Annotated in this window: 14 protein-coding genes; 9 read left to right on the forward strand and 5 right to left on the reverse strand. The window is 64.0% G+C overall.

The window, feature by feature from the left end; genetic code table 11:
• The first annotated feature begins 116 nt into the window (after positions 1 to 116).
• Positions 117 to 842 carry a hypothetical protein gene (locus AC3RCM_RS13285; RefSeq protein ID WP_064492021.1) on the forward strand — a complete coding sequence of 242 codons (726 nt, stop codon included), beginning with the start codon at positions 117 to 119 and terminating at the stop codon, positions 840 to 842.
• Here the strand turns inward: AC3RCM_RS13285 and fnrB are convergent.
• Positions 811 to 1,542, reverse strand: coding sequence for a Crp/Fnr family transcriptional regulator FnrB (fnrB, locus tag AC3RCM_RS13290; protein WP_266021790.1), 732 nt, complete (start codon positions 1,540 to 1,542; stop codon positions 811 to 813). The genes AC3RCM_RS13285 and fnrB overlap by 32 nt on opposite strands.
• Before the next feature lie 224 nt (positions 1,543 to 1,766).
• On the opposite strand from fnrB, the gene AC3RCM_RS13295 reads away from it, so the two are divergent.
• Both AC3RCM_RS13295 and AC3RCM_RS13300 read left to right on the forward strand, forming a co-directional pair.
• Positions 1,767 to 2,336, forward strand: coding sequence for a GNAT family N-acetyltransferase (locus tag AC3RCM_RS13295; RefSeq protein ID WP_010954116.1), 570 nt, complete (start codon positions 1,767 to 1,769; stop codon positions 2,334 to 2,336).
• 59 nt (positions 2,337 to 2,395) lie between these two features.
• Complete coding sequence (locus tag AC3RCM_RS13300) at positions 2,396 to 3,763, forward strand: erythromycin esterase family protein (protein ID WP_104887636.1); 1,368 nt, start codon at positions 2,396 to 2,398, stop codon at positions 3,761 to 3,763.
• Positions 3,764 to 3,780: 17 nt separating this feature from the next.
• On the opposite strand, the gene AC3RCM_RS13305 is transcribed toward AC3RCM_RS13300, so the two are convergent.
• From AC3RCM_RS13305 to AC3RCM_RS13320, 4 genes are all read right to left on the reverse strand, one after another.
• Positions 3,781 to 4,416, reverse strand: coding sequence for a dienelactone hydrolase family protein (locus AC3RCM_RS13305; RefSeq protein WP_020415618.1), 636 nt, complete (start codon positions 4,414 to 4,416; stop codon positions 3,781 to 3,783).
• A 28-nt stretch (positions 4,417 to 4,444) separates the two neighbouring features.
• Positions 4,445 to 5,137 (reverse strand): phosphoribosyltransferase, encoded by a 693-nt coding sequence (locus AC3RCM_RS13310; protein ID WP_020190849.1) that lies wholly within the window; start codon positions 5,135 to 5,137, stop codon positions 4,445 to 4,447.
• Positions 5,138 to 5,454: 317 nt separating this feature from the next.
• Positions 5,455 to 6,411 carry an aliphatic sulfonate ABC transporter substrate-binding protein gene (locus AC3RCM_RS13315; RefSeq protein ID WP_064492016.1) on the reverse strand — a complete coding sequence of 319 codons (957 nt, stop codon included), beginning with the start codon at positions 6,409 to 6,411 and terminating at the stop codon, positions 5,455 to 5,457.
• 16 nt (positions 6,412 to 6,427) lie between these two features.
• On the reverse strand, positions 6,428 to 7,393 hold the full coding sequence (locus AC3RCM_RS13320) for an ABC transporter substrate-binding protein (protein ID WP_064492015.1): 966 nt from the start codon (positions 7,391 to 7,393) through the stop codon (positions 6,428 to 6,430).
• Between the two features lie 201 nt (positions 7,394 to 7,594).
• Between AC3RCM_RS13320 and AC3RCM_RS13325 the strand changes: the two genes are divergently transcribed.
• From AC3RCM_RS13325 to AC3RCM_RS13350, 6 genes are all read left to right on the forward strand, one after another.
• Entirely contained in the window at positions 7,595 to 8,485 is an 891-nt protein-coding gene (locus tag AC3RCM_RS13325; RefSeq protein WP_020190852.1) for a LysR family transcriptional regulator, read from the forward strand.
• 194 nt (positions 8,486 to 8,679) lie between these two features.
• Entirely contained in the window at positions 8,680 to 9,813 is a 1,134-nt protein-coding gene (locus AC3RCM_RS13330; RefSeq protein ID WP_064492014.1) for an acyl-CoA dehydrogenase family protein, read from the forward strand.
• A complete protein-coding gene (locus AC3RCM_RS13335) occupies positions 9,810 to 10,754 on the forward strand; it encodes a D-isomer specific 2-hydroxyacid dehydrogenase family protein (RefSeq protein ID WP_409319858.1) in 945 nt (314 codons plus the stop codon). The genes AC3RCM_RS13330 and AC3RCM_RS13335 overlap by 4 nt, the downstream gene beginning before the upstream one ends.
• Before the next feature lie 15 nt (positions 10,755 to 10,769).
• Positions 10,770 to 11,564: a class II aldolase/adducin family protein gene (locus AC3RCM_RS13340; RefSeq protein WP_064492012.1), complete on the forward strand. Its 795-nt coding sequence runs from the start codon at positions 10,770 to 10,772 to the stop codon at positions 11,562 to 11,564.
• Between the two features lie 74 nt (positions 11,565 to 11,638).
• On the forward strand, positions 11,639 to 13,258 hold the full coding sequence (locus tag AC3RCM_RS13345) for an ABC transporter substrate-binding protein (protein ID WP_064492011.1): 1,620 nt from the start codon (positions 11,639 to 11,641) through the stop codon (positions 13,256 to 13,258).
• On the forward strand, positions 13,255 to 14,205 hold the full coding sequence (locus AC3RCM_RS13350; RefSeq protein ID WP_010954106.1) for an ABC transporter permease: 951 nt from the start codon (positions 13,255 to 13,257) through the stop codon (positions 14,203 to 14,205). The genes AC3RCM_RS13345 and AC3RCM_RS13350 overlap by 4 nt, the downstream gene beginning before the upstream one ends.

The raw sequence follows: 14,205 nt of genomic DNA on the forward strand, positions 1-14,205 counted from the left end.
ATCTTTATCAACAAGGTGAAGTCCCTGCCGCCCGCTGGTTTGATCCTGGTCAAAGTGCCGGATTGGCCACGGTCTAGGCTGATTACAGCAAGTCATCATTACCGTGCGAGGCAGTCATGGACCGGGAGGGTGCCAGCGTCCGCTTGCTCCAGACATTGCCCGGCCTGGGCATCCAGCAATTCGTGCGCCTGGCCCTTTGCAGGCAGCCATGCAGCGAGGCAATGGCTGGCCAGTACTGCGTGCTCAGCGGTCGAACCGAGTGCTGGCCATGCAGTTACGTGACCCTGCCTGGCGTGGCCGGGCAATTTATCGTCAGCACCCAGAGTGCGCAGCCCTTGGGACGGGCGGGGGAACTGTTCGACTATTCCGGGCCGCTTGGCAGCGCTTGGCCGTTGCCCCTGCAAAGTACAAGGTTGCTGGCCATCAGTCGCGCCGATGGCCTGCTGCCCTTGCTGGGTGCGCTGGATGAGGTTCGCTGTTGGCTGCCCTGGATACAATTGCAGCTGTCACATGACGGCATTGCGGCTGAACTGCTGCCAGACGATTGTCGAACCTGGCTGTCGCTACTGCCGCGTGACAGCAGCAGTGGCTGGTGGCAAACCAGGCGCTTGCTGATCACCTTTCACCCGGACACGGTGTACTGCTGCGCACCGTCACAGGTGGCGCGCCAGGTAGCCCAGCTGTGCTGGCAAACAGGCGTAGCACCGCAGCGCATCTGGATCCGCACGGATCATGTGGCACGTCCGACCTGGGGGGGGCACTCCGCCGAAAGCTGGCCTGTGCAACGCTATGACCGGGTGCTTGCCGCGCTCAAGTGGGCTCCTCCAGGCGGGTCAGGTTGACCAGGCCTTGCATGTCGATGAGCCTGACCTCACGCCCGGCGCACAGCACGAGACCTTCATGGACGAAGCGGCTGAACAGTCGGCTGACCGTTTCCAGCGTAAGGTCCAGGTAGTTGGCGATATCACCACGGGACATGGGCAGGTTGAACACATCCGCCCGCAACCCCCGCGCCTGGTAACGCGCCGACATGCCCAGCAGGAAGATCGCCAGCCGCTGCTCGGCACGCCCATGGCAGCAGCGCAGGTGCTCGTCCTTGCCCTGGATCCCCAGGCTGAGCATGTGCAGCAACTGATAACGCAACCCCGGAATCTGGCCGGACAGGTCCACCAGCTGATCCAGCCTGATGGAGCAGACCAGCGAGAGTTCCAGGGCAACGGCAAAGCTTCGGTAATGACTGGCACCAATAGCGTCCAGCCCGAGCATTTCACCCGGCAGGAGGAAGCCGGTCACCCGCTCGGTGCCCTCGGCATCGAGCAGAAAATTCTTGATCGCCCCAGAGCGCAAGGCAAACACGTGCTCCATGGGTTCATTGGCCTTGAACAGGTACTCACCCCGCTTCAATGGGCGGTTACGGCGGACAATTCGCTCCAGCTTGTCCACTTCGTCGGTACTGAGGCTGGCAGGCAGGCAAAGCCGGCTCAACGAGCACGCAAGGCACTTGACATGGAGCTTTGCTCCCATTTCCGCAGGGCCTGACATGACGATGCCTCTGCTTTTCTTGCAGGCGGGTATCTTTTGAAGTTAGCGGCTCCACTAAACGTTAGCGGTCTGTCCGACCAAGGGTCGGACGCTACCCCCGGCTATACCCGCTTTTTCTATCGGCTCGACAGGTCATGTGGGAAGCATTTGACAACTGTCAAGTCAGGGCAAGGTCCGCTGCCGAAACTGAACTTCCTTGTTCATTCGACATAGAGGACATTGCCATGGCACCCGCCGAAACTTCCCGAGTACATACAACGCCTTCGTTTCCCAAGCCTTCCGGTGAACACTGGATCGAAGCCCTTGAAAACGGCGTTCACGTGTTGATCAGGCCCTTGCAAGCCCAAGACCGAGAACGCGAAAAAGCCTTCATCGAACGGCTGTCGCCCGAATCGCGGCATTTCCGCTTCCTGTGCCAGCTCAGGGAGCCCGGTGAGGCCATGCTCGACCAACTGATGAAGGTCGACCAGGATCGCCAGGCGGCCTACGTCGCCCTCGCCCACGTCGATGGCGAATTGCAGGAAGTGGGCATTTCCCGCTACGCCACCGCCAGCGGAAAGGACGAGTGCGAATGCGCCGTTACCGTCATGGATAGCTGGCAGCATCATGGCTTGGGTCGCCTGCTGCTCAAGCACCTGATCGACCATGCCCGCGCCAAGGGCTTGCGGCAGATGTATTCGGTCGACGCAGCAGCCAACCAAGCGATGCGCGAGCTGGCCAAAGCGGCGGGGTTCACCACCGCCGCTGACCCGGATGATCCCAGCCAGGTCATCCACCGGCTCTCCCTGATCTGAACCCTGGGCCGTCGCACTGACGGGTCAATGCGCGGCGGCCCGATTACGGGAGGCTCCCCATGAACGGCCCTTCGAAGAAATTGATGGAAAAACTCTACGGCAAGCAGTATCAGGTCGACACTGCCGATATTGCCCCGGTGCTTCATCAGTACGCCGAACCTTTGCCGAACCTGGATACGCCGGCATTCGCAGCGCTGTTCGACCGCTACGCTGACGCGCGCGTCATCCTGCTGGGCGAGGCAAGCCACGGCAGCAGCGAGTTCTATCGCGCCCGAGCGGCGATCACCCGGCGCCTGATCGAACAGCATGGCTTCAACATCGTCGCCGTCGAGGCCGACTGGCCGGATGGCGGGCATGTCGATCAGTACGTCCGAGGCTTGGCGCACTCGGCGTGGAAACGCCATATTTTCAGCCGTTTTCCAACCTGGATGTGGCGCAATAGCGAAGTCAAAGCCTTCGCCCAATGGCTGCACGGGCACAACCGCCTGCTGCCCACCGACCACCGCGTGGAATTCCGCGGCCTGGATGTCTACAGCCTGCGCAATTCCATCCATGAAGTCCTGGCGTATCTGGACCGGGTCGATCCGCATCTGGCCCATGAAGCCCGTCGCCGCTACGGTTGCCTGACGCCTTGGCAGGACGACCCCGCGCTGTACGGGCACTTTGTCGAGCACAGTGGCGTCATGCCATGCGAGCAACCGGTGATCCAGCAACTGAATGCCATGCTCGCCGAGCAATTGTCAGGGCTTGTCCGCAATGATGAAGCTTTTTTCAACGCCACGCAGAATGCCCGTGTAATCATCGCCGCAGAGCAGTACTACCGCGCCATTTACCGAGGTTCGACGGCGTCCTGGAACCTGCGCGACCGGCACATGTTCGATACCTTGCGCGCGCTGCTGGAACACCGTGGCCCCCACGCCAAGGCGGTGGTCTGGGCTCACAACTCCCATATCGGCAATGCCGCAGCCACGGAAATGGGCTGGAAAGGCCAGTTCAACATCGGCCAGCTCTGCCGCAGCGCTTTCGGGCACGACGCGGTGTTGATCGGCATGGCCACCGACCGCGGCCAGGTGGCCGCCGCCGATGACTGGGACGGCGACATGCAGATCAAGGAAATCCGACCTTCGCGCAGCGACAGCTGGGAGCATCAGTTCCGCCTCGCAGGCGTGCCAGCCTGCCTGAGCGACTGGCGCGACCCACAGCGCAAGGAGCTGCGCCATGTGTTGTCCACGGTGCTACTCGAACGCGCCATCGGCGTCATCTATCGCCCAGAGAGTGAACGGCTGAGCCATTACTTCGAGGCGGTGCTGGCCGAGCAGTTCGATGCGCTGCTCTGGTTCGAGCAGACCCGGCCGGTGACTGCCCTGCCCTTGCCGAAACAACAGCATCTTGAGCCAGAGGACGAAACCTATCCATTTGGTGTATGAGCCTCGGCCAAGCCCCATCAGACGGATATGCGCTGCAGGTACTTCACGAACCAGTCACCGGCGAGCGCCGCGGCCTTCGCCAAGGTGCCAGGCTCTTCGAAAAGATGCGTAGCGCCTGGCACCACTTCAAGATGCCGCTCACAGCTCAGCAAGCGGTCCACCTGACGATTGAGCTCAAGGACCAGGGCGTCCTGGCTACCTACGATGTGCAAGGTTGGCGCCTGCACACGGTCCAGCATCGGCCCAGCCAGGTCTGTTCTGCCGCCTCTGCTCACCACCGCCGCCACCCGTTCGGGACGCTGCGCAGCCGCCCACAGGGCCGCAGCGGCCCCCGTGCTTGCACCGAACAAGCCGATGCGCAACTTGCGCAGTTGCGCATCGTTTGCAACCCAATCGACAACATCGATCAAGCGCTTGGCCAGCAAGGCAATGTCAAAGCGCAATTCTCCGGTCTCGTTATCCAGACGTTGCTCAGCCTCGGTCAGCAGGTCGAAGAGTAGTGACCCCAGGCCACGTGCCGCGAGAGCGTCTGCTACGTATTGATTGCGGGCGCTCAGACGTCCGCTGCCGCTGCCATGGGCAAAGATGACCAAGGCGCAGGCGTTGGCCGGCTCACGCACGTCCGCCACGAGTTCAACGCCTGCCAGCTTCATCGTCTGTGTGCGAACTTCAACCCTGTGCTCAGTCATGGGGCGCCCTCCGGCAAAGCGCTTGCTGATCGGCCTGCCCCATGAGCGTCATCACTTCCTCGTCTGATGTCTGCGGGAAGTCCTGATACCAATAGCCAACCGAAACCATCCGCTCAGGCACCAGCGGGCATACCAGCTCATCCACTTCACCGTACAGCGCTTCGAGCGTTTCTGGCGGTGCGACCGGGACGGCGACCACGATCCGCGCCGGTGATTGGGCTCGCGCGGCCTGAATAGCCGCCCGCATCGTGGCGCCGGTCGCCAGGCCGTCATCGATGAGAATCACCACCTGATCCTTGAGTTGCAGGGGTGGCCGCCCTCCCCGGTAGCCCCGTTCGCGCCGGGCCAGCTCCTCGGTTTCCCTGGCAACCACGGCGTCGAACAACGCGGGTTCTACCGGATAGGCCCGTAGCGTGTCGTCATTGAGGAAAGTGACTCCGCCGCTGGCTATCGCCCCCATGGCGAACTCGGGGTGAAACGGCATGCCGAGCTTACGCACCACCAGCAGGTCCAGGCGGACGTTGAGGGCGGTCGCGACTTCGTAGGCCACCGGAACGCCACCACGCGGCAGTGCGAGCACGATCACGTCGGGCCTGCCAGCGTAGCGGGCCAGTGGCTCGACCAGGCATCGTCCTGCTTGGGTACGGTCGGCAAACAAGGTTGGCAACGCAAGGTCATGGGACATGAACACCTCCCGCGCCGCTACAGGCGCCTGTCACTGCGGTTTCCGATGGGGGCCGTTGATTGCTTCAAGCCGTGACTGCACGCCCCTCCTCGGGCAACAGGTCGAACTGCGCGAGGCAACGCTGCTCATCTGCAAGGGGGGGGCAGCGCCCTCGGGCCGCTCACTTCCTGCATGGGCGTTTCGAACAGGCCAGGCGGAACACCCCATTGCGCTTCAGAAAGGCCGCTGGGGTGCGATGCAGTCGATAATCCGCGCACACCCGCATCGGCATTTGATGCAGATCAGAAAACCGCTTATCGCATGTGAGCACCCAGATTTTAGTTGCCAGGCGGCTGATACACGTCCACCGCGCTGGTATCCACCGCCTTGGGTAACAACCCCTCGCGATAGAACGCGTCGGCAATCCGTTGCTGCTCGGTCAGGTTGTTCAGCTTCACCGGCTGCACATCGTAACTGCGCCGGGCGTTGGCCTGCTGCACCGTGGCGCTGTCCAGATTACCCCACAGCGGGCCAAGGATCCGGGCAGCGGCCTCGGGGTTGGCCTTGGTCCAGGCACCGGCTTCACGCAATGCCAGGTACACCTGCTGCAATACCTCAGGATGCGCCTTGGCATAATCGCTGCCGGCGAGGTAATAGCGCTGGTAACTGGCCAGTTCGCTGCCGTCGGCCAGGATCCTTGCGTTCTGCTGACGCTGGGCGCTGGCCACGTAAGGGTCCCAGGTCACCCAGGCATCGACCTTGTGGTTCTCGAAGGCAGCGCGGCCGTCGGCGGGGATCAGGTACGCCGGCGTGATGTCCTTGAAGGTCAGCCCAGCCTTGGCCAGGGCCTGGATCAACAGATAGTGGCTGCCAGCGGCTTTGGTCACCGCCACACGCTTGTCTTTGAGGTCGGCCAGGGTCTTGAGCGGTGAATCCGCCGGCACCAGGATCGCCTGGGCGGTCGGCGAAGGGGCTTCCCGGGCGAAATAGGTCAACTTGGCGCCTGCCGCCTGAGTGAACACCGGCACGGTGTCGGCAACGTCCGCCGAGAGGTCGACATTGCCAAGGTTCAGGGCCTCCAGCAGCGGCAGACCACTGGGAAACTCGTGCCAGGTCACGCGAATGCCCTCGGCCTGCAGGCGCTGTTCGAGAGTGCCCCTGGCCTTCAGCAGGGTCAGCAGGGTCGAGGATTTCTGGTAACCGATGCGCAGGGTCTGCTCGGCGCTGGCAAGGCTTGGCAGCAAGGCGCTGGCGAGCAGCGCCAGGCCCAGCTGGCGCAGGGGTTTAAAGGTCATGAATACGTCTCCGAGGTCAGGGTTGCGCTGCAAGCTTGGCGGCGGCGGGAAGGGTGAAGCCGGTGGCAAAGGTCGGGGCCACATCGAGGCGCTCGGTCATCAGGCCGTGGGTGTGGTAGAAGTCGGCGGTGTCCTGCTGCTCGGTCACGGTTTGCGTGTCGATCACCTGCCAGCGCAGCTGCCGACGCTCGAATTGCAGGCGGGCCGCCTCTACCGGGAAGCCAATGATCGCGGCCAAGGTTTTCGAGTAGGTATCCAGGTGTTGGTTGGCCCACACCTGCGCTGCGGCCAGGCGGTTGAGATAGTCCTGCAGCGCTGCACGACGCCCAGGCTCCTCCAACGCCTTGTCGGTGGCGGCAAGGAAACTGTTGCCGGTGGACAGGCCACGACCGTTGACCAACACACGGCCTTGCCCACTCAACTCGGCCAGCGCTGTGTAAGGCTCCCAGGTCGACCAGGCATCCACCGAGCCGTTGGCCAGGGCGATCTTGGCATCCACCGGCCCAAGGAAACGGAACTCCACATCCTTCTCGGTCAGCCCTGCCTGGGCCAGCGCCTTGAGCGCCAGGTGGTGCCCGATCGACCCTCGCCCGGTCGCGATGCGCTTGCCCTTGAGTTCGGCCGCACTGCGCAGCGGCGCCTCCGGCCGCACCAGCAACGCCGTGCCATAAGGGTCGGACTTGTCCACTGCGATGGCCTTGACCGGTGCTCCGGAGGCCAGCACGAACAGCAGTGGCGCATCGCCGATGATGCCGGCATCGATCGCCCCAGCGTTGAGCGCCTCGGCCAGCGGCGCGGCGGCAGGGAACTCGGCCCAGCGGATGTCGTAGGGCAGGTCGCGCAGGGCGTCGGCGGCCTCCAGCTGGGCGCGCATGTTACCCTTCTGGTCGCCGATGCGCAGGGTCAGGCGCTCGCTGGCGCCGGCATGACCGGCCAGCAGCAGGGCAACGGCAACGGTCAGCAGCTTCGTTCGGATGGACATGATGCTCCTCGGTGTCTTGGCGGGCAGCATCGTGCGGCCCGGGTCAAGCGACTCTAGCGAGATCTTTTAAATAAATTAAATTGATTTTAGGAATAACCTAATATGCGTTTTTATCTTCTAGAATCGTCCCGATGGCACTACCCTCCAGTGCGATGATGCTGATGCCTGATTTTTTCCCGTTCGACCCAGAGAGCGCCGATTATGAAAATCGATGATATGGACGCCTTCGTCGCCGTCATTCGTTGCCAGTCCACCAACCTTGCCGCCGAGGCCCTGCAACTGACGCAGCCGGCCATCACCCGCCGGGTGCAGAATTTCGAGGAAGACCTCGGCGCCACCCTCCTCGACCGCAACACCAAGCCGCTCAAGCCCACCCCCATGGGCTTGCGGGTCTATGAGCAGTGCAAGGCGATCCTGCGCGAGATAGACTCGCTGCGTGAACTGGTAGCCAACGACGGCGCGCCGTCGGGCACCTTGCGCCTGGGTGTGCCGCAGACATTGGGCGACGTTGTGCTGCTCGACGCCCTGGCACAGATCCGTGAGGCCTACCCCCAACTGCGCACCCAGGTCACCAGCGGCTGGGGTAGCAGCCTGATCGCGCGCATGGAAAACGGTGAACTGGACGCTGCCGCGGCCCTGTTCCCGCCTGGCAAGATTTTCCCCGAAGGGATCGCCAGCCAGTCGATCGCGCGCATGCCGCTGAGGGTGGTCACGGCCAAGGGCAGCGCCGGCAAGCGCAGCTACAAGCTCAAGGACTGCTACACCCGCGGCTGGGTGCTGAACCCGGATGGCTGTGGCTTCCGCGCCGGGCTGCAACGGGCACTGAGTGAGCAAGGGCTGAGCCTGTCGATCAACCTCGAAACCTTCGGCACCGAGTTGCAACTGGGGCTGGTCGCCAACGGCCAGGGCCTGGGACTGGTTCCCGAGCCGCTGCTGCAGTCCAGCCGGCACCGCAGTGCGCTGGATGTACTGAATATCAGCGATTTCAAGCCGCAGGTGGATCTGTGGCTGTTCCATCCGCGCTACCTGGGTAATTTACAGGAGCCGGTGGAGCTTTTTGGTGAGGTCGCGGGACATCGGTTGTTGGGTTGAGCTCACTGGCCTGTGGGGCCTTGCGTGGCGAAAGGGCTGCAACGCAGCCCAAGCAATAAATGCAAATTACGCATAACAAACAAAAGTCTAAATTATTAAAACTGATAATTAGCATAGAACTAAAAAGCCTTTTACAGCCTTCATCCATACGAATACGGTCTTAGGCAACGCACCGTCATTCAGGGATGAGCCTCATGAGTCAACCGTCCGACAGCGCTCTCGCCGAGCTGACGCTGGCCCTCGCGGCAAACGCCGAGCGCTACGACCGCAGCGCCCAGTTCCCCCAGGACAACTTCCACTTGCTGCACCGCCACGGGCTGCTCGCCCTCACCGTACCCCGTGCCTTCGGCGGAGGCGGCGCGGACCTTGCCAGCGCCCGCCGGGTGATCGGCGCGGTCGGCAAGGGTGACCCGGCCACCGCGCTGATCCTGGTGATGCAATACCTGCAGCATTTTCGCCTGCAGGACGAAGCGCGCTGGCCCGAGCCTCTGCGCCAGCGCGTGGCTTATGATGCCGTGCGGCACGGCGCGCTGATCAACGCCCTGCGCGTCGAACCTGAACTGGGAACTCCGGCCCGTGGTGGCCTGCCCGCCACCGTGGCGCGACGCACGGCCGAAGGCTGGCGCTTGAACGGGCGAAAGATCTACTCCACCGGCAGCCACGGCCTGACCTGGTACCTGGTGTGGGGCCGCAGCGACGACACCGACCCGTTGGTCGGCGGCTTCCTTGTGCACCGCGACACGCCTGGCATCACGATCATCGATGACTGGGACCACTTGGGCATGCGCGCCACTTGCAGCCACGAAGTGCGCTTCGACGATGTGCTGATTCCCCTCGACCACGCCGTCAGCGTCAGCCCCGCCAGTGCCCCGAAGGCCGAACTCGACGGCGAGAGCCTACTGTGGATGGCGGTGTTACTGCCGGCCGTATACGACGGCGTGGCCCGCGCCGCGCGCGACTGGCTGGCGGGCTTTCTCAAGCAGCGCACACCTTCCAACCTGGGAGCGCCGCTGGCCAGCCTGCCACGCTTCCAGCATGTACTGGGCCGCATCGACACCCTGCTGTTCGCCAACCAGAGCCTGCTCGACGGTGCCGCCGCCGGGCACATCTCACCCCAGCATGCCGGGCAGCTCAAGCATCTGGTCAGCGCCAACGCCATCCAGGCCGTGGAACTGGCCATCGAGGCCGCCGGCAATCCCGGGCTGTCGCGGCGCAACCCGCTGGAGCGCCACTACCGCGATGTACTTTGCAGCCGGATCCACACCCCACAGGACGATGTGGTGTTCGGCCAGGTCGGCCGTGCCGCGCTGACGGAGGTACAGGCATGAACCACTCGATCATCGCCAGCCAGCTCGACGACCAGGCCAACCAGCACCTGCGCGAACACTTGCCAGGCCATGAAGTCATTGATATCTCACCCGACCAGCTGGCTGTCAAAGCCCCCGCCGATGTGTTAATCCTGCGCCCGATCAATGTGCGTGGGCGACGCGTAGGCACCCCGCCACCCGGGTGGCCCTGGGGCCTGAAGTGGGTGCAACTGGTGTCTTCGGGCATCGACTTCTACCCCGACTGGGTGTTCCAGGGGGCAACGGTAACCAGCGGCAAAGGCGCCAACGCCGAACAAGTGGCCGAGTTTGCCCTGGCTTTGGTGTTCGCCGCCGCCAAGCAACTGCCCGGTCTGTGGGTCAAGGACGCCGACTGGCGCCTGACCCCGCTGGCCCCCTTGCGTGGTCGCACCCTGGGCATCCTCGGCTTCGGCAGTATCGGCCAGAGCCTGGCGCGCAAGGCCGTGGCCCTGGGGCTTCGGGTTCTGGCCCTGAGCCGCCCCGGCCAGGGCATCGCAGACATCCCTGGCGTAGAACCTGTGGCCGACCTGCGACAGCTGTTCGCCGGCAGCGACCATCTGGTGCTGGCCGCCCCGCTCACTGCGGCCACCCGTGGCCTGATCGACCGCCAGGTCCTGGCCTATGCCCGCCCCGGCCTGCACCTGATCAACATTGCCCGCGGCGGCTTGCTCGACCAACAGGCCCTGCTCGACGCCCTGGACAGCGGCTTGATCGGCCGGGCCAGCCTGGATGTCACCGAACCCGAGCCACTGCCGGCAGGCCACCCGTTGTACCACCACCCACGGGTGTTCCTGTCACCGCACACCTCGGCCATTTCCGAGGACGGTTACCCGGCCTTTCTCGATGCCTTCATCGCCAACTTCCACCGCTACCGCGAGCAGGCGCCCCTGGCCAACCTGGTCGACACGGCGCGCGGCTACTGATTACCGGAGAGCCCCATGAGTTCACTGTCTGCCTTCACCACCAGCAACTGCAACGTACGCGACCGGGTCAGCGCCGAAGAGTGGGAGGTGCGGGTCAAGCTGGCCGCCGCTTACCGTCTGGCTGCGCTGCTGCGCTGGACCGACCACATCTACACGCACTTCTCGGTCCGCGTGCCGGGGCCGCATGAGCATTTTCTGATAAACGCCTTCGGCCTGCTGTTCGACGAAATTACCGCCTCCAACCTGGTCAAGGTCGACGTCGACGGCGCGATCATCGACGACCCGCTGGGGCTGGGCATCAATCAGGCCGGGTATGTCATTCACAGCGCCATCCACCGCGCACGGCCTGATCTCAAGGCTGTGCTGCACACCCATACTCGCGACGGCGCGGCGGTGTCCGCCCAGCGCGACGGGTTGCTGCCGATCTCCCAGCATGCCTTGGCCTACTACAGCCGCGTGGTTTACCACGACTACGAAGGCGTCGCCCTGGACCTGGACGAGCAAGCACGGCTGGTGGCCAATCTGGGCGACAGCAACATTCTTATTTTGCGCAACCACGGGCTGCTGACCGGAGGTGTCAGCGTGGAACACGCGTTCCGTGAGCTGCACGGGCTGGAGCGGGCCTGCAACATCCAGGTCGCCGCCCAGGCCGGGGGCAACGACCAACTGTTACATGCGTCAAAGGCGGCGATTGCCAAGGTGCATGAGCAGTCCAAGCGGTTTTCCGATGGCCAGGGGGAAGGTATCCAACGGCATTGGGATGCGCTGATTCGGCAGTTGGATCGCGAGGGCCTCGATTACCAGGACTGACTCCAAGGCACCTTTTGCCTGTTCCGGCGAACCGGCCGGAACAGGAGAGCCCCATTCATTGAAGGATCCATCCCATGCCCCCACTGCACCAACTGCTCGCGATCGGCACCCTGGCCCTGGGCCTCACCGCTTGCTCGCCGGCCGACAACACCTCAACCAGCAAGACCCTCAACATCGCCTTCTGGGGTGACAACACCACGCTGGTCAGCGTCGACCCCTTTCAGGTCTACTGGCTCGAACACCGCGTGCTGCTGCGCAACGTCGTCGAGTCGCTCACTGACCAAGACCCGCAGACCGGTCGCATCATCCCGTGGCTGGCGAAAACCTGGGAGGTCGGTGCCGATGCCCTGAGCTATACCTTCCACCTGCGCGAGGACGTCACCTTCAGCAACGGCGAACGCTTCGATGCTCACGCCGTGAAAACTGCCTTCGACAGCAACAAAGCGTTCGCCAGCCAGTTGCCGGCCACCTTCGGTGCCACCTACCTGGCCGGCTACGACCACGCCGAGGTGATCGACGACTTCACCGTGCGCCTGGTCCTGGCAAAACCCAACGCGGGTTTCCTTCAGGCCACGTCCACCACCAACCTGGCCATTCTCGCCCCGGCCTCGTACCGGTTGAGCGCGCAGCAACGCTCGCTGGGCAAGATCATCGGTACCGGGCCATTCACCCTCGATCACTACACCCCGGAGGTCGGCGCACGCCTGCTCAAGCGTGCCGATTACGCCTGGCCCTCGGCCAATGTGCGCAACCAGGGCGCGGCGTACCTGGATGCCGTGGACATCAGCTACATCCCCGAAGAGAGTGTGCGCAACGGCCTGTTCCTGCAAGGCAAGGTCGACATCCTGTGGCCACGCAACCCGTTCTCGGAAGTCGACCTGAAGCTGTTTCAGTCCAAGGGCGCGACCATCCAGAGCCGTTCGCTGCCAGGCCCGGCGCTGAACCTCTACCCCAACACCCGCAACGACCGCCTGCTCGGTGACCGCCAAGTGCGCCTGGCGCTGCAGAAGGCCATCGACCGCACCAGCTACGCGCACACCGTCTACAACACTGCGTTCCCGGTGGTGAGTGGCGTATACGACGTCACCACACCGTTCTTCAAAGCCCAAACCGACAAGCTCGCCTACGACCCCAAAGGCGCCGAGCAACTGCTCGACGCCGCTGGCTGGCACAAAGGCGACGACGGCTACCGGCACAAGAACGGCCAGCGCCTGACGCTGCGCTACAACCTCACACCCGCCGAAAGCGCCGGTGACGTGCTGGTACAGGACCAACTGCGCAAAGTGGGCATCGACCTCAAGCTGAACGTACTGACCCGCGCCGAATGGGTGACCGGCAACTCGACAGGCGCCTACGACCTCACCTCCACCTACATGACCCGCGCCGACCCGATCATCCTGCAGACCATCCTCGACCCGCGCGCCGCCAACAGCGCCACGCTCGCCACCAACACCTACGAGCCCGACACCCTGGCCAAAGCTCAGGCGCTGTTCGACAGCGGTATCACCGCCACTGCCGACACGCAACGGGCCCAGGCCTACGGCCAACTGCAGGACCTGCTGGTCGACGAAGCGTCGGCGTTCCCGCTGTACGAGCGCGTCTGGCAGGCCGCCACCGCGCCGCGGGTCAAGCACTTCCACTGGACCGCCGAAGGCTTCGCCCTGCTCAGTGACATCCAGGTCGGCCAGCCATGAGACGCTACCTGATCGGCCGCGTCGGCCAGGCCCTGCTGGTGTTGTGGGGGGCTTATACCATCACCTACTTCATCCTCTACCTGCTGCCCGGCGACACCTTGGCGATCATGCTGAGCGCCTCCGGCATGGAAGCCGACGGCCTGTCGCCCGAGGACCTGGCCAAAGCACGCACTTACTATGGGCTGGACAAAGGCTTGTTCGAGCAGTATTTCGACCTGCTGTGGCGGGCCCTGCACGGCGACCTTGGCCAATCGCTGTCGCTGGGCCGACCGGTCACGGCACTGTTGGCCGAGCGCCTGCCGCAGACCCTGGCCCTGGCCGGTGCCGCCATTGCCCTGTCGCTGTTGGCGGGTGTCGGCCTTGCCTGTCTGACCGCCTACCTGCAATGGCGTCCACTGAAGACTGCACTGGCGCGCCTGCCCTCGCTGGGCTTCTCGGTGCCGGTGTTCTGGATGGGCCTGCTGCTGATCCAGGTGTTCGCTTTCGCGTTGGGCTGGTTTCCGGCCACGGGCAGTCAAGGCCTGGCCAGCCTGGTGCTGCCGGCCATCACCCTGGCGATCCCCAGCGCTGCGGTGTACGCCCAGGTGCTGCAACGCGGCTTTCAGGGGGTGTGGCAGGAGCCGTACATCACCACCGCCTTCGCCAAGGGCCTTAGCCGGGCCCAGGTTCAGGCACGCCATGGCCTGCGCAACGCAGCGCTGCCGCTATTGACGCTGGTCGGCCTGCAAGTCGGCAATACCGTGTCCGGGGCTGTATTGGTGGAAACCATCTTCTCGCGCAACGGCGTCGGCCGTCTGGCCCAGGAGGCCGTGCTGCGCCAGGACATACCCGTGGTGCTGGCGATCGTCGGGGCGTCGGCTGCGGCCTTCGTGGTGGTGAACCTGCTCGTCGATCTGTTCTATCCCTACCTCGACCCGCGCATCACCCACACCGCGAAGGTGAACTGA

The organism is Pseudomonas sp. GW823-FHT05G12 (genome assembly GCF_058795575.1).

Coding starts and splice junctions, on each gene's coding strand:
- AC3RCM_RS13285 (WP_064492021.1), top strand. CDS start 117: ATGGACCGGGAGGGTGCCAGCGTCCGCTTGCTCCAGACATTGCCCGGC.
- fnrB (WP_266021790.1), bottom strand. CDS start 1,542: ATGTCAGGCCCTGCGGAAATGGGAGCAAAGCTCCATGTCAAGTGCCTT.
- AC3RCM_RS13295 (WP_010954116.1), top strand. CDS start 1,767: ATGGCACCCGCCGAAACTTCCCGAGTACATACAACGCCTTCGTTTCCC.
- AC3RCM_RS13300 (WP_104887636.1), top strand. CDS start 2,396: ATGAACGGCCCTTCGAAGAAATTGATGGAAAAACTCTACGGCAAGCAG.
- AC3RCM_RS13305 (WP_020415618.1), bottom strand. CDS start 4,416: ATGAAGCTGGCAGGCGTTGAACTCGTGGCGGACGTGCGTGAGCCGGCC.
- AC3RCM_RS13310 (WP_020190849.1), bottom strand. CDS start 5,137: ATGTCCCATGACCTTGCGTTGCCAACCTTGTTTGCCGACCGTACCCAA.
- AC3RCM_RS13315 (WP_064492016.1), bottom strand. CDS start 6,411: ATGACCTTTAAACCCCTGCGCCAGCTGGGCCTGGCGCTGCTCGCCAGC.
- AC3RCM_RS13320 (WP_064492015.1), bottom strand. CDS start 7,393: ATGTCCATCCGAACGAAGCTGCTGACCGTTGCCGTTGCCCTGCTGCTG.
- AC3RCM_RS13325 (WP_020190852.1), top strand. CDS start 7,595: ATGAAAATCGATGATATGGACGCCTTCGTCGCCGTCATTCGTTGCCAG.
- AC3RCM_RS13330 (WP_064492014.1), top strand. CDS start 8,680: ATGAGTCAACCGTCCGACAGCGCTCTCGCCGAGCTGACGCTGGCCCTC.
- AC3RCM_RS13335 (WP_409319858.1), top strand. CDS start 9,810: ATGAACCACTCGATCATCGCCAGCCAGCTCGACGACCAGGCCAACCAG.
- AC3RCM_RS13340 (WP_064492012.1), top strand. CDS start 10,770: ATGAGTTCACTGTCTGCCTTCACCACCAGCAACTGCAACGTACGCGAC.
- AC3RCM_RS13345 (WP_064492011.1), top strand. CDS start 11,639: ATGCCCCCACTGCACCAACTGCTCGCGATCGGCACCCTGGCCCTGGGC.
- AC3RCM_RS13350 (WP_010954106.1), top strand. CDS start 13,255: ATGAGACGCTACCTGATCGGCCGCGTCGGCCAGGCCCTGCTGGTGTTG.